We start from the raw sequence: 14,973 nt of genomic DNA, 5'->3' as shown, positions 1-14,973 counted from the left end.
TCTACCCACTCACATCCCGATACAGCAAGGCCGCCCTGGGGCGGCCTTCCCGTCTCCTTACTTGGCGTTCTTCACGTAGGTATCGAACCAGTTCAGCATTTCCGCCACCAGCTGCTCGTTCGATTCCAGCGCGGTGTACCAGTGCGGTTCGTTCGGCAGCATCACCAGCCGCGTGATGCCGCCGTTGCCTCGGATCGCCTGGTAGAGCTTGCGCGACTGGAACGGCTCAGTGCCCGGGTTGGCGTCGTCCTCGCCGTGGACCAGCAGCAGCGGCAGCTTGATCTTGTCGGCATAGAAGAACGGAGAGGCCTTCAGGTACACGTCCTGCGCCTGCCACACCGAGCGACGCTCGTTCTGGAAGCCGAACGGGGTAAAGGTCTTGTTGTACGAACCGCTGGTCGCCACGCCAGCCTTGAACAGGTTGGTATGGGCGATCAGGTTGGCGGTCATCAGGCCGCCATGGCTGTGGCCGGTCACGCCGATGCGGTTGCGATCGACCACGCCCATGTCCACCGCCTTGTCCACCGCTGCCTTGGCGTCGGCTTCCAGCTGTTCCAGGTAGGTGTCGTAGGCGTTCTTCGGGTCACCCACGATCGGGAACGAGGCGTTGTCGATGATCGCGTAGCCGGCCAGCAGCATCAGGCGGTACGGCTGCAGGCGGGTGAAGGTCTGCTGCGAACCGGACACCTGCCCCGCCTGCGCGGCGTTGGCGAAGTCGGCCGGGTAGGCGTACAGGATCGCCGGCACGCGCTGGCCTTCCTTGTAGCCCGGCGGCGTGTACAGGGTGAACGACAGGTCCACGCCATCGGCACGCTTGTAGGTCACCAGCTGCTTCTTGATCTGGCGCACTTCCGGAGTCGGGTCGACCAGCTTGGTCAGCGCGGTCGCGGTGGACGCGAACTGCGCCTCGCCGGTCTTCGCATCGGCCACCGCCTCACCCTGCTGACGGATGAAGGCGTTCGGCGGATCGATCACCGACTGGTGCCAGGTCAGGTAGCGCCCAGGCGTATTGCTGAAACCAAGGAACTGCTCGTAGGCATCAGCGCTGCTGCGGAACAGGCGCTCGCTCTTCAGCGTGCCGAGGTCGAGGCGGTCGAGGAACGGACGGTCGCCCTGCGGCGAGGCACCACGGCCGCTGAGGAAAACATGGTTGCCCTCACGGCGCACGACCTGCGCACCATTCGGCAGGCGGGTGAAGACCAGGTTGCCGGGGTTGCCGTACAGCTCATCGCTGGACATGTCCCACAGCAGGCGGCCTTCCTTCTTCGGCTGGTCCACATCGACGATGCGGGTCTGCATCCAGTGGCGGTTCTCGTCGTTCTCGAACTGGAACGCCACGGCCGGATCGGCAGTCCATGCGAAGCCTTCGAAGCGTTGTGCGGTGCGGGTGATCTCGACCGGCTTGCCGTTGAACGGCGCCTTCAGCATCAGCACCCGGTCGCGATGCGGCACGTTCACCTTCCAGTCGCCCTTGTCCAGCGCTTCGGCATAGACCAGGGTGGCCGGATCGGTGGCACGCCAGTCGAAACCACGCGGGCCTTCCGGTACGCCGTGCACCGGCACGCGGTCGGCCAGCGGCAGGCTGGCGATCGGCGTGGACTTGCCGCTGGCGATATCCAGCACGGCCACGTCGTTGGCGAAGCGCTGGTAGGTCACCGCATGCGAGTACGGCGCCTTGATCGACTCGGTCAGCACGTGCACGCCATCGGGCGCGGCGCTGACTTCGTTGAACAGCGCCGGCTGCCCGACCGGACGCACGCTGTTGGCGGCAGTATCGACCACGGCCAGCTGCGAGGCGCCGTAATAAGCGAACAGCTTCTCGTCATGCACGCTGGTCAGCGTATCGCGGGCTTCGTAGGTGCTGCTCTCGCCACTGCTGCCCAGCGACTCCTGTGCATCCGGGCCGGTCGGTACGCCACCGTTGGACGGTGCTGGGCCCTGGTTGGCCGGCACCAGCTTCACCAGCAGGTTCTGGCTGCCGCCCAGCCACTGCACGGTGTAGCCGAAAATCGGGTTCAGCTGAACGTTCGGCACCTGCTTCACCTGGCCGGTAGCGGCATCGCCCACCCACAGCTGCACGCTGGTATCGACCGCGTTCTGGAACGCAAAGTGGCTGCCATCGGCCGACCACAGCGCGCCGGTGGCACAGCCCTGCGGCAGGTTGACCTTGGTCTGCTGGCCACTGCCGATGTCGACCAGGGTGAAGTCGGCCACGCAGGCCGGGATGCCATAGCCACCGGGGGTGTCATGGCGGCTGCGGTTCTTCGGTTCCAGGCGCACGCCAGCCAGCTTCAGGTACGGCTGGGCGACACGGCTGATCGACGGGTAGGTCTGCGCAGTGGTCAGCAGCAGGCGCTGGCCACCCGGGGCCACGTTCGGCGCCGGCGGCGGCGGTGCCTTCAACACCTTGAGCAGGTGCTCCGGCGGCTTCGCGTAGTCTGCAAGCGCCGGGCCAGCGGCCAGCAGGCCGAAGGTGGCAACGGCAACGGCCGCCGCCAGAGAGGTTCGACGGATGAGCATCCTTATCCCCTGGGTGTGAATGGGTACCCGGAATCGGGCAAGGTCCCGAATCTAGCACCGCAGGGGTTGTCGTGAATGGGCCGGAAGGGCTAGTGGCCGGATGGGGCAAAGTGGGACACGCCCGGAGAGGCCGGCAATGGACCGGCATCTGCCAGGTGTGGTCTGTCGTCACTGCTGGGCGTGCAGGTCCCAGGCAGTCAGGTAATCGGGGTCGACCACGATCATGCCACTGTTCCGCATGCGGTACTCGCCGGGCTCGGCGGGCAGGTACTGGTCCAGCATCGGCGGCAGATAGCGCTCGTGGCCATCATTCTCGTCGGCCAGCACCACGCCCTCGTCGGCGCTGATGCGCAACACCGTGCCGGCGTACTGCTCCAGCCCCTTCACCTGGCCGTCGCCGCCATAGCGGGTCACACCTACCAGTACGACCTTGCCGATCATTTCTTCCGCCTTGGCATCGTCCAAGGGCGGCAGCATGGGAGTGAATTCATCGCTCATCGGTGCACCTCCGTAGCCTGCTGGACATCGTGGATGAGGTTTCCGCTTCGCAGTGCGCGTCGCTGGCAGCCGAGCAGGTGCCCAGCCCGAAGCCTCGGCATCGAGAGTGCCAGTGCGCCCATGAACCCAAGGGTTCCTGGAGCACGATGCTGCCATCGCAGGCGGAAGGGACAGGTGAAGGCCGAAATCGGTCCTCGCCGATCAGAGGGTTGTACCTGCACCCACGCTAGAATGCGCCCATGCGCACCGTACATGCCCTCCGCTACATCACCCCGTTACGGGAAGGCGGCTCCCTGCCGGCCGTGGTCGAGACCGACGACGACGGCATGGCCGTGCTGAAGTTCCGCGGCGCCGGCCAAGGCCCGAAGGCGTTGATCGCCGAGCTGATTGCCGGTGAGATGGCACGCACGCTGGGCCTGCCGATTCCGGAAATCCTGTTCGTCGAGCTGGATCGCGAGTTCGCCCGAACCGAGCCCGACCCGGAGATCCAGGAGCTGATCCGCGCCAGCGAGGGCCTGAACCTGGGCCTGGACTACCTGCCGGGTGCGATCAATTACGATCCGGCGGCGATGCCGGTGGACGCCGACCTTGCCTCCCGCATCGTCTGGTTCGATGCGTTCACCAGCAATGTCGATCGCACCACCCGCAACCCCAACCTGATGGTGTGGCACCGCAAGCTGTACCTGATCGACCACGGCGCGGCGATGTACTTCCACCACGACTGGGCCAATGCCGGCGATGCCTGCGAAAAGCCGTTCGTGCTGATCCGCGACCATGTGCTGCTGTCGTTCGCCAGCCGCATCGCCGAGGTGGATACCGAACTGGCCGCGCGCCTGAGCGATGCCGAGATCGAGCGCATCGTCGGCCTGGTGCCGGACAGCTGGCTGGTCAACGAGCCGGCATTCGACAGTCCGCAGGCCTATCGCCAAGGCTACATCGACTATCTCAAGCACCGCCTGAAAGTGCGTGCGGTGTTCGTGCAGGAGGCCGTCCGTGCCCACGCTGCACACGTATGACTATGCGGTCATCCGCGTGGTACCGCGGGTGGAACGCGAGGAGTTCATCAACGTCGGAGTGATCGTCTCCTGCCCCGGCGCGCGCCATCTGGAAGCGGCCATCGAGATCGATCCGGCACGCCTGCACGCGTTCGCTCCAGCGCTTGATCAGGATGCGTTGCAACCGTGGTTGGATGCGATCGTGGCCATCTGCCGTGGCGACGCCAGCGCCGGACCGATCGCACAGCTGCCCGCGCGCGCCCGCTTTCATTTCCTCACCGCCAAGCGCAGCTCGGTTGTGCAGATGTCGAGCACGCATGTCGGCCGCACTGCGGACCCGGCGGGTGTGGTGGAACACTTGATGACGAAGATGGTGCGGGTACCGGCACCAACCGAGCAACATTGATTGGGTAGAGTCGACCGCTGGTCGACTGCCGTTCGCGGGAAGCAGGCGCACCGTCTTCGTGGCCGTACCGGTGCTCCCTACCCTCGCCCTGCACCACGAAACCAAGCCATACCAGCCCTCGTGGTTCTGCGCCGTGGTGGCCCGCTGCAGCAATGCAGGTGAGACCAGCGCTCCGCTTTGCAGGCCTGGGCGAGCTTCATCTTGTCCGGCGTTTCAGCGCCCACGATCTGGAACCGCTTCACCTGCCGCAGATTGGCCAGGTCCATGACGGTCGTCCCCCCAGCTGCATCCACGCTAGGGACGCTGCCGCAACACCTCGACCGTGACGGCGAACGCCTCGATGCGATGCCATTCGCTCCGCTCCTGCGGCAGCGATTCCACGCCCATGCCGATCTGGTACCGCACCGCTTCCTCGGGCGCGGAGAAATCACGCGATTCGTGCTGCGCTGTGGCCAGCACATAGGCAATCTGCCGATGGACGGTAATGCCGTTGTCGATGCAGGTACGCACGATCATCTCGACCGACTGGTCCCGGGTCAGGCCGAAGCCCACCCCACCTTTTCCATAGCCTTCGCTCATCCTTCAGCTCTCCAGTTCCGGAACGCATCCGTTCGTCGGGGAAAGACCTACTTCAGCAGGTCCGATTCGGTAGGGGCCTCGTCCCTGCAGGTGTCATAGCGGCGCTGCAGCAGCGTGCGCGGCCCGGTTCCGCGCAGCTGGATGACCTTGTCCTCGCGCGCGCACGGGCTGACCTTCGCGCGCAGCACGAACCGCCCATTGTCGATACGGTCGATGTCGCGCCCGCCGATGGCCGCTTCCAATGCCTTGGCACGCACATAGCGGTTGACCTTGGCGTCGAACAGGTAGAACGCATGCACCGGAACGTTGTAGACACCGTTGTTGTCCTGCCACACCTGCAGGTCCGGCACGCCATCGCCATTGAAATCCGAAACGGTCAGCAGCACGGCCACCGCACCCTGGGCATCGGCGCCAGCGCGGGTCAGGCGCGGCTGCACGTCCGTGACCGCCACGTTGCGCCCGCCACGGGTCACGCCCATGCTCCTCACCCGGCAGGTCGTCACGTTGTCGGCGCCGCCGCAGTCGGCCACCTGGAAGACCACCTGCAATGCAGGCGTGATCCTGCCCTCGCCGGGCCGCAGGACGATCCTGCCCTGCTTGTCAGGCGCGGCACATGTGCGTGCGGCACTGCTGTGAATCCAGCTGGGCAACGGCCGTGCCGCCTTCCGGGCAACGACTGTCGCGCTGGCGCAGCCATTGCCGCTGCAGATCGCGCAGCACCTGCTGATCACTGGCGGTCAGCGTGGAGCGCGCCGCACTGTAGGCGGCGTTGAGCGCATCGTCGCGCACCTTGAATTCAGCGTCGACACAACGACGACGGGCCTCCAGTGCGGTGCCCGCGGCCGCCATGCAGGGCGCATACGCAGGGCTCAGAAAGCGTGCATCGCCGGCAATCAGTTCGGCACCACTGGGCAGCGACATCGGTCACGGCCCCCGTCGCCCATGTTCAGGCCGGCAACCGCTATTTCGGCAGCGCGAACGCCATCACGTAATCGCCGTTCGGGGTTTCCATGAAATGGTGGCCGCCGGCCATGATCACCACGAACTGGCGTCCGTCCTGTTCATACACCATCGGCGTAGCCTGCCCGCCCGCGGGCAGCTTGGCATGCCAAAGCTCCTTGCCGGTCTTCAGGTCGATGGCGCGCAGCAGGTCATCGGTGGCGGCGGCGATGAAGATCAGCCCGCTGGCGGTCACCACCGAACCGCCGTTGTTCGGCGTGCCGATCTCGATCGGCAGGCCGGAACGGATGCCGAACGGCCCATTGCCGCGCGCACTGCCAAACGGACGATCCCACAACAGCTTGCCGGTGCGCAGGTCGATGGCGCGGATGCCGCCGTAGGGAGGCTGCTTGCACAGCAGACCCGTGAACGGCAGCCGCCAGCCAGCGTTGACCTGGATGCCATACGGCGTTCCCACCTGCGGATCGCCGGCGCCCTCGCCACCGCCCCTGTCGGCACGGATCTTTTCGCGCGGCAGCCAGCCCAGGCGGTCGGCTTCGGCACGTGGCACCAGCCGGTTGTAGTTGGGCATGTCGTTGTAGTTGGCCACGATCACGCCGCGGCGCGTGTCGATGGACACACTGCCCCAATCCGAACCGCCGTTGTAGCCGGGGTATTCGATGGAACGGCGATCACTGCTCGGCGGCGTGTAGAAGCCTTCGTAATAGGCCTTGCGGAACTGGATGCGGCAGATCAGCTGGTCGATCGGGGTGATGCCCCACATGTCGCGCTCGGTCAGATCATGCTCGCGGCGCAGCGTGTGGTACAGCGAGAACAGCTGGGTGGGTGAACGCTGTTCCGGTTCGACACCGCCGACCGGCACCTTGCGCTCTTCGGCAGCGGTCAGCAGCTGGCCGTTGCGGCGGTCGAGAATGTAGATGTCACCCTGCTTGGTCGGCAGCAGGATCGCCGGCACCTTGCCTGCCGCCGTCGGGTAGTCGATCAGGCTGGCCTGCGAACCGAGGTCGTAGTCCCACACATCCTTGCGCACGGCCTGGAAATGCCAGGCCGGCTTGCCAGTGGCCACATCGATCGCCACCAGCGACGTCGCATAGCGGTTCTGGTTTTCCGTACGCGAGCCACTCCAGTAGTCGCCCGCAGAATTGCCCAGCGGCAGATAGACCAGCCCCAGCGCCTCATCACCGGTCGCGGTGGTCCACATGTTCGGCGTGCCGCGCGTGTAGGTCTGCCCATGCGGCGGCAGGCCGCTGCGCTCGGGCTGGTCCATGTCCCACGCCCAGCGCAGCTTGCCGGTGATCGCGTCGTACGCCTGGATCACGCCCGATGGCGCGTCGCGGCGCTGACCATCCAGCACCTGGTGGCCGGTGACGATCACGCCGCGCACGATGGCCGGGGGCGAGGTGATCGACACGTAGCCGGGTGGCACCTCACCCATCCCGAGGGTGATGTCGACCTGGCCGTTGTTGCCGAAATTCGCGCAGGGACGGCCGCTATCTGCATCCACTGCAATGATGCGCCCGTCCAGCGTGCCTTCGATGATGCGCGCCCAGCACGCCGGACGACTGCCCGGTGCAGCGCTGCGGCTCACGCTGGGCGGCGGTTCGGGCAACGCCAGATCGGCCGCGGCATCGGCCAGGGTGGCATCGGCCAGGATCGGCGTTGCCGGTTGCTCGTAGTAGCTCACACCACGGCAGGCGGCGGTGTACGGGATCGAGGCGTCCTTCACCTTCGGATCGAAGCGCCACACTTCCTTGCCACTGGCGGCGTCGAGCGCGGTCAGGCGGTTACGGGCAGTGCACAGGTACAGGCGGTCGCCGATCTTCAGCGGCGTGGTTTCCGCACCCCAGCGCTTCTTCGGCATATCGCCGGTGCGGAACTGCCAGGCGGGCTGCAGCGTGGCCACGTTGGCCGGGGTGATCTGCTGCAGTGGCGAATAGCGGGTGCCTGCATTGCTGCGCCCCCACGCCGGCCAGTCTCCCTCGGCAGGCTGGTCGGCCGGTTGCAGGCCGGTGGTATCCCGCGTGGGTTCCAGTCCGGCGCTGGCCGCGCCTTCCGGGAACGGCTGGTGCCCGTCCACTTCACCATGCGGTGCGAACGCCAACCCGAAGGCAGCGACGAACACCAGCATCAGGACGCCCGCCACGCTGCGCGACAGGCGCTTTGAAACCGGTTCGCGAAGGGTCGGCGCGAGCAGCGCCAGCACGATGCCGAGCGTGGTCACCAGGCCCAGCCGCGGCACCCAGCGCCAGTAGTCGCTTCCCGATTCCCACCAGGTCCACAGCAGCGTGCCGACGAACACCAGCGCGTACAGCAGCGCGCCGCTGCGGCGATTGCCGAACAACAACAGGCCACTGGCCAGAAGGCCGGCCCCGGCGATGGCGTAGTACGCCGACCCGCCCAGGCTGAGCAGCCACGCGCCGAGCCCGCCGATGACCAGGCCGAGTACGACCAGCAGTAGCGACAGCACGGTAACGAGAGGGTGCCGTGAGGCGCGGACGGGAGCAGGAACGGACTGCGGCGTGGCGGACATCGTCGATCTCCGGGGGCAGCATGCGCCGTTATCCCACCGCCTGTGTGAAGCGCGCGCGTATGCGTGGCATCCGGATACGACGACGCCGGCACAGGGCCGGCGTCGTCGGGTACCCAGGCTCGCGGCAGGATCACTCCTGCGCGGCGTCCTCGCTGCTGGCCGCAGCCGGTGCGCCGTCGGTCGTGGCCGGGGCGGCGGCAGCCACCTCGTCCTCGTCCTCGTCGATCGAGGCATCCATGCGCTCCACCGCCTGCAGCTTCTCGTCCTTGGACAGGCGGATCAGGGTCACGCCCTGGGTGTTGCGGCCGACGCGGCTGATTTCCGAGCCACGCGTACGCACCAGCGTACCGCCGTCGGAGATCAGCAGGACTTCGTCGCGGGAGCCCATCAGCACTGCGGCGACCAGCTTGCCGTTGCGCTCGGTGGTCTGGATGCCGATCACGCCCTGCGTGCCACGGCCCTTGCGCGGGTAGTCGGGCAGCGGGGTGCGCTTGCCGTAGCCGTTCTCAGTGGCGGTGAGGATGTACTGCACGCTGGCATCGTCGGCACTATCGATCACCGCATCGCCATTGGCGGTGGCTTCCTCGACACCGTTGTCGTCCTCGTTCTCGTCCTCGATGCCACCGGCACTTTCGGCCACGATCAGGCTGACCACTTCCTCGCCGGCCGGCATCCTGATGCCACGCACGCCGGTGGCGGTACGGCCCATCGAGCGGACTTTGTCCTCGCCGAAGCGCACGGTCTTGCCATTGGAGGCGAACAGCAGGATGTCGCGCTGGCCGTCGGTCAGGCCGACGCCGACCAGGGCATCGCCCTCATCGAGGTTGATCGCGATCTTGCCGCGGGCCAGGCGGAAGGCGAACTCGCCCAGCGGGGTCTTCTTGACCGTACCGTTCTTCGTGGCGAAGAACACGAACTGGCCATCGGCGTACTCGCGCACCGGCAGCACGGCCTGCACGCGTTCGCCGGGTTCCAGCGGAATCCAGTTGATGATCGGGCGGCCGCGGGCGTTGGAGCCCGCTTCCGGCAGCTGGTAGACCGGCAACCAGAACACCTTGCCCGAACTGGTGAACGTCAGCAGCGTATCGTGCGTGTTGACCAGCCACAGCTGTTCGATGAAATCCTCTTCCTTGGTCGCCGCCGCACTGCGACCACGGCCGCCGCGGCGCTGCGCGCGGTACACGCTGACCGGCTGGCGCTTCACGTAGCCGGCATGCGACACGGTGACCACCACGTCTTCCGGTGCGATCAGGTCGAGGATGTCCAGGTCTTCTTCGCTGTGGCGGATTTCGGTGCGACGTTCGTCACCGAACTCAGCCTTGACGTTGACCAGCTCCTCGCGGATCACCTGCAGCAGGCGGTCGGGATCTTCCAGGATGTGGATCAGCCCGGCGATCACTTCCAGCAGCTGCTTGTACTCGTCAGTCAGGCGGTCCTGCTCCAGCCCGGTCAGGCGGTGCAGGCGCATTTCCAGGATCTGGGTGGCCTGGATCTCGGTCAGCTGGTAGCCGCCCTCGATCAGGCCCACGCCCTTGGGCAGGTCTTCCGGGCGCGAGGCTTCGGCACCGGCGGCACCCAGCATCGCACCGACCAGGCCCGGCTCCCACACGCGCGCCAGCATGCGCTCGCGTGCTTCGTTCGGGTTCGGCGAGGTCTTGATCAGTTCGATCATCTCGTCGATGTTGGCCAGCGCGACGGTCAGGCCTTCCAGCACGTGGGCACGGGCGCGCGCCTTGCGCAGCTCGAACACGGTGCGGCGGGTGACCACTTCGCGACGGTGGCGGACGAACGCCTCCAGCATCTGCTTCAGATTCATCAACTGCGGGCGGCCGTCGACCAGCGCCACCATGTTGATGCCGAACACCGATTCCATCTGCGTCTGCTGGTACAGGTTGTTCAGCACAACCTCGGCAGATTCGCCGCGCTTGATCTCGATGTAGATGCGCATGCCGTCCTTGTCGGACTCATCGCGCAGTTCGCTGATGCCTTCGATCTTCTTTTCCTTGACCAGCTCGGCGATCTTCTCGATCAGACGCGCCTTGTTCACCTGGTAAGGAATTTCAGTGACGATGATCGACTCGCGGCCGTTATCGGCCACTTCGATGTCGGCCTTGGCACGGATACGCACGCGGCCACGGCCGGTGCGGTAGCCGGCGACGATGCCGGCGGTGCCGTTGATGATGCCGGCAGTCGGGAAATCCGGGCCCGGGATGTACTCCATCAGGCCGTCGACGTCGATCTCCGGGTTGTCGATCAGCGCAATGCAGGCGTTGATCGATTCGCTCAGGTTGTGCGGCGGGATGTTGGTCGCCATGCCCACCGCGATACCGGCCGAGCCGTTGACCAGCAGGTTCGGGAACCGGGTCGGCATGACCGTCGGCTCCAGTTCCTTTTCGTCGTAGTTGGGCTGGAAATCGACGGTTTCCTTGTCGATATCGGCCATCAGCTCATGCGCCAGGCGCGACATGCGCGCCTCGGTGTATCGCATCGCCGCGGCGGAGTCGCCGTCGATCGAACCAAAGTTACCCTGGCCGTCGACCAGCATGTAGCGCAGCGAGAACGGCTGTGCCAGGCGCACCAGCGTGTCGTACACCGACTGATCGCCATGCGGGTGGTACTTGCCGATGACGTCACCGACGATACGCGCCGACTTGAAGTAGGGCTTGTTGCTGTGCGCGTTGAGTTCATTCATCGCGTACAGCACGCGACGATGCACCGGCTTGAGGCCGTCGCGCGCATCCGGCAGCGCGCGGCCCACGATCACGCTCATGGCGTAATCGAGGTAGCTCTTGCGCATCTCGTCTTCCAGGTTGACCTGGATGATTTCCTTGGCGGTTTCTGCCATTCGGGTTCCGTTGTCTGGTAGCGGTCCAGTCCGGCGCAGCCCTCTGCGGGAGGGGGTCGCGCCGGAACCTCGATTCAACCTGTGGATACTACCACAACGGGCTGTTTTCCGCCTGCCTTTACGGGGATTTTACCGGCACAAATCAGGAACTTAGGGTTGCCGGCCAGCGGCCGGCACTACCGGGGGCGGCGGTCGCGCCGCCCCTCCCCTGCGCCTCAGCCGCCGAAGGCGGCGCGCATGTTCTCGGCGGTCGGGTTCAGGATCACCCCGCGCTCGGTCACGATGGCGTCGATCAGCTCGCCCGGGGTGACGTCGAACACCGGGTTCCAGGCGGCAATGCCTTCGGCCACGGTGCGGGTGCCGCCCACGCCATACAGCTCACCCGGGTCGCGCTGCTCGATCTCGATCTGGCTGCCGTCCACGGTCTCCATGTCCACGGTCGAGGACGGCGCCACCACCATGAACTTCACGCCATGGTGGCGCGCGGCAATGGCCAGTTGGTAGGTGCCGATCTTGTTGGCGGTATCACCATTGGCGCAGATGCGGTCTGCGCCCACGATCACCCACTGCACGGCACCGGTCTTCATCAGGTGCGAGGCCGCCGAGTCGGCGATCAGGGTGGCATCGATACCGTCCTGCTGCAGCTCCCACACCGTCAGGCGTGCGCCCTGCAGCCACGGCCGGGTCTCGCCGGCGAACACGCGCGCGATGCGGTGCTGGGCCATGCCGGCGCGAATGACGCCCAGCGCGGTACCGAAGCCGGCGGTGGCCAGCGAGCCGGTATTGCAGTGGGTCAGCACACCGCTGCCGGCCTCGATCAAGCCAGCGCCCAGCGCGCCCATGTGGCGGTTGGCGGCCAGGTCTTCCTCGGCGATGGCCTGCGCTTCGGCCTCCAGCAGTGCCTTCCAGTCGGCGCCGGCGGCGTGCAGGCAACGGCGCATGCGTGCCAGCGCCCAGGCCAGATTGACCGCAGTGGGGCGCGATGCGTTCAGGCGCTGCAGTGCCGGTTCCAGCTGCTGCAGCGCGTGCGCACCGTCTGCGGCCTGCACCTCGCGCGCGGCCAGCACCACGCCCCAGGCGGCGGCAATGCCGATCGCCGGCGCGCCACGCACGGTCAACGCATGGATGGCGCTGGCAACCTCGTCGCTGTCGTGGCAGACCACATGCTCGACCACGAACGGCAGCTTGCGCTGGTCCAGCAGTTGCAGGGCATCGCCGGTCCACAGGATCGGGCGGATGTGGTCATAACGGGCGTAGTCGATGTCGGAGGCAGTGTTCATGGGCCCATTGTAGGGCCACGCCCGGCAGCGTTGGAGCCCGCCCGGGCTCAATTCACCGAGAATTCGGCGCGGCAGCCGCCGTCCACCCAGATGCCGTTGCGGCTCCAGCCCCAGGTACTGCCTTCCTCGCAGGGCGTGCTCGACAGCTGCTCGGAAACGACCGCGCCAACGGAGATGCTGGCGCCGCAGAAACGCCGCTTCTTCGACTTCGATTCGCAGGTCAGGCGACGCGGCACATCGACGAAGCGGCCATCCTCGTCGGCCACCTCGAAATCGCCCTGGCAACCACGGCTGGTCCAGATCTCATTGCGCTTGTAGCCCCAGCCCTGCCCCTCGCGGCATGGCAGCACCGACAGCTGGCGCAGCAGGCGCACGGGGGCGCCATCCAGGCGCACCGGGCAGCTCTGCGGACGGCCATTGGATTCGCAGCGCACCACGCGGCGCACCAGGCGCTTGCCTTCCGTTGCCGCAGGTGCCGCACCCTGCGCACGGCGCGCACGGAACTCGGCGCGGCAGCCAAGGGTGACCCACACGCCGCTGCGGTCGGTGCCCCACTCGCTACCGCGGATGCAGCTGTTGCTCGACAGCTGGCGCACCAGATCGACGCCGTTGGCCACATCGATGTCGCAGTGCACCCAGCCCATGTCGTGGGACTCGCAGGTCACCACTTCATCGTCGTAGCCCACCTGCTGGGCCGACGCCGGCGACGGCAGCCAGGCACCCCAGAGCGCGATGGAGTACACCGGTGCAGCGACAACCGCAAACCACTTGACCAAAGCCTTCCCCAGCAGGAATGGATGAACTGCATGCCAGTGTCCGGCATTGGCCGTGATAAAAGCATCATCCCGCTTGCCGACGCAAGCGCGCAGAACCCGCGTTTCGTTCAGCCTGGGATGTTCAGCAACGCGTGATGGTCACGCGTGGGCGAAGTCGTAGGCCAACACATCTGCAATGCGGGGTGTGCGGTTCATCGCCATCAGCAGGCGGTCGATCCCCAGCGCAACGCCGGCACAGGCCGGCAACGCTGGCAACGCCGCCAGCAGCGCCTCATCCAGTGGCGGCTGCACCTGCCCACGTTCGTGGCGGCGCTGCTGGTCGCGCTGGAAGCGGGCGCGCTGCTCGTCGGCGTCGTTCAGTTCGTGATAGCCGTTGGCCAGCTCCACTGCACCCAGGTACAGCTCGAAACGCTCGGCCAGCGGCGGCGTGCCGGCGCGGATGCGTGCCAGCGCGGCCTGGCTGGCTGGCCAGTCATGCACCACGGTCATGACCGCGTCATCGAAATGCGGCTGGATACGATGGGTCATCAACAGGTCGAGCCAGTCATCACGGGTCAATCCGACCGGGTCAATGTGCACCTCGCCCAACGCGGCACGCAGCGTGGACTCATCCGCCTCGAACGGATCCACGCCAAGGTGCTGCTGGAACAGCTCGCGGTAACTCAGCACGCGCAGGGTCGCACGGCGTCCCACCAGGGCCAGCGCCTGGCCGATCAGCTCGGCGGCCTCCTGTACCAGCCGATGGTGGTCCCAACCGACCCGATACCATTCCAGCATGGTGAATTCCGGGTTGTGGCGGCCGCCGGCCTCACCGTTGCGGAATACCCGGCCCAGTTCGTAGCAGTCGCCCACACCGGCCGCCAGCAGGCGCTTGAGCGGATACTCCGGCGAGGTGCGCAGCCAGCGGCGGCGTCCGCCGGCATCGACATGGCCGGTGAAGTCGGTATGGAAGCTGTCGATGTTCGGCTCGGTGTTGCCCGCGACCGACAGGATCGGCGTCTCCACCTCGAGCACATCGCGCTCTGCAAAGAAGCGGCGCACCAGCGCGTTGAGCGCAGCGCGCTGCTGCAGCGCGCGCAGCAGGGCTTCGCTCACAGGATGCCCTCCGGGCGCGGATGGTCGAGCGGCAGGGTCAGCAGATCGCGCGTATCGTCGATGTAGCCGCTGGCCAGGTACAGGCGTCGGGCCAGTTCGTTGTGGTGGTTCACTTCCAGGCGAAGGCGGCTGACGCCACGAGCACGAGCGCGCTGTTCGCAGATGGCCAGCGCCTGCTTGCCGCGGCCACGACCGCGCGCGCGATGGCTCAGGTACAGTTCGTCCAGCAGCATGAAGTGGCCGCCCTGCTCCAGGCTGAAGCCCATCGCGATCACCGCGTAGCCGACCACCTCGCCCGCCTCGTCCATCCACAACAGCACTTCGCCATTGCGCGGATCGGCCAGCAGCGCGTCCACGCCGCGACGCACGCGCGCGTCATCGAAGTCGATCCTGTCTTCGGCGTAGAACTCGCGCATCAGCGCGATCAACAGCTCCTCGTCGGCACGGGTGGCCAGGCGGAAATCCAGCGGGGCGGTCTGCATCGGTGTT

Annotated in this window: 13 protein-coding genes; 2 read left to right on the top strand and 11 right to left on the bottom strand. The window is 66.6% G+C overall.

The window, feature by feature from the left end; genetic code table 11:
* Positions 1-57: 57 nt before the first annotated feature.
* The gene (locus tag WDC87_RS12980) at positions 58-2,520 is read right to left on the bottom strand and encodes a prolyl oligopeptidase family serine peptidase (RefSeq protein ID WP_252744961.1); all 2,463 of its coding nucleotides are present in this window, start codon (positions 2,518-2,520) and stop codon (positions 58-60) included.
* A 168-nt stretch (positions 2,521-2,688) separates the two neighbouring features.
* The gene (locus WDC87_RS12975; protein ID WP_088497063.1) at positions 2,689-3,018 is read right to left on the bottom strand and encodes a hypothetical protein; all 330 of its coding nucleotides are present in this window, start codon (positions 3,016-3,018) and stop codon (positions 2,689-2,691) included.
* Between the two features lie 239 nt (positions 3,019-3,257).
* Here WDC87_RS12975 and WDC87_RS12970 point away from each other — a divergent pair, with 239 nt between their 5' ends.
* Positions 3,258-4,034 (top strand): HipA family kinase, encoded by a 777-nt coding sequence (locus WDC87_RS12970; RefSeq protein WP_072168136.1) that lies wholly within the window; start codon positions 3,258-3,260, stop codon positions 4,032-4,034.
* Positions 4,012-4,419 (top strand): DUF3037 domain-containing protein, encoded by a 408-nt coding sequence (locus tag WDC87_RS12965; protein ID WP_061480045.1) that lies wholly within the window; start codon positions 4,012-4,014, stop codon positions 4,417-4,419. The genes WDC87_RS12970 and WDC87_RS12965 overlap by 23 nt, the downstream gene beginning before the upstream one ends.
* A gap of 294 nt (positions 4,420-4,713) precedes the next feature.
* Here the strand turns inward: WDC87_RS12965 and WDC87_RS12960 are convergent, their stop codons facing one another.
* From WDC87_RS12960 to WDC87_RS12920, 9 genes are all read right to left on the bottom strand, one after another.
* Positions 4,714-4,998, bottom strand: coding sequence for a hypothetical protein (locus tag WDC87_RS12960; protein WP_072168137.1), 285 nt, complete (start codon positions 4,996-4,998; stop codon positions 4,714-4,716).
* A 47-nt stretch (positions 4,999-5,045) separates the two neighbouring features.
* Entirely contained in the window at positions 5,046-5,546 is a 501-nt protein-coding gene (locus WDC87_RS12955) for a hypothetical protein (protein WP_252744960.1), read from the bottom strand.
* 52 nt (positions 5,547-5,598) lie between these two features.
* Positions 5,599-5,919: a lysozyme inhibitor LprI family protein gene (locus WDC87_RS12950; protein ID WP_252744959.1), complete on the bottom strand. Its 321-nt coding sequence runs from the start codon at positions 5,917-5,919 to the stop codon at positions 5,599-5,601.
* Between the two features lie 40 nt (positions 5,920-5,959).
* Positions 5,960-8,488 (bottom strand): membrane-bound PQQ-dependent dehydrogenase, glucose/quinate/shikimate family, encoded by a 2,529-nt coding sequence (locus WDC87_RS12945; RefSeq protein ID WP_252744958.1) that lies wholly within the window; start codon positions 8,486-8,488, stop codon positions 5,960-5,962.
* A gap of 130 nt (positions 8,489-8,618) precedes the next feature.
* Complete coding sequence (gyrA, locus tag WDC87_RS12940; protein WP_252744957.1) at positions 8,619-11,333, bottom strand: DNA gyrase subunit A; 2,715 nt, start codon at positions 11,331-11,333, stop codon at positions 8,619-8,621.
* Between the two features lie 215 nt (positions 11,334-11,548).
* Positions 11,549-12,613 carry an S-methyl-5-thioribose-1-phosphate isomerase gene (mtnA, locus tag WDC87_RS12935; RefSeq protein WP_111201551.1) on the bottom strand — a complete coding sequence of 355 codons (1,065 nt, stop codon included), beginning with the start codon at positions 12,611-12,613 and terminating at the stop codon, positions 11,549-11,551.
* Positions 12,614-12,660: 47 nt separating this feature from the next.
* On the bottom strand, positions 12,661-13,389 hold the full coding sequence (locus tag WDC87_RS12930) for a DUF3011 domain-containing protein (protein ID WP_072168143.1): 729 nt from the start codon (positions 13,387-13,389) through the stop codon (positions 12,661-12,663).
* Positions 13,390-13,527: 138 nt separating this feature from the next.
* Positions 13,528-14,484, bottom strand: a complete 957-nt coding sequence (gene epmA / locus WDC87_RS12925) for an EF-P lysine aminoacylase EpmA (RefSeq protein WP_151355340.1) — start codon at positions 14,482-14,484, stop codon at positions 13,528-13,530.
* Complete coding sequence (locus WDC87_RS12920; protein ID WP_151355339.1) at positions 14,481-14,966, bottom strand: GNAT family N-acetyltransferase; 486 nt, start codon at positions 14,964-14,966, stop codon at positions 14,481-14,483. Before WDC87_RS12920 ends, epmA begins: the two co-directional genes overlap by 4 nt.
* Between the last annotated feature and the right edge of the window lie 7 nt (positions 14,967-14,973).

The sequence above is a fragment of the Stenotrophomonas maltophilia group sp. Smal12 genome, from assembly GCF_037079935.1.
In the GTDB taxonomy this organism is placed as follows: Bacteria; Pseudomonadota; Gammaproteobacteria; order Xanthomonadales; family Xanthomonadaceae; genus Stenotrophomonas; species Stenotrophomonas sepilia.
This window is presented reverse-complemented; position numbering and strand designations above follow the sequence as displayed.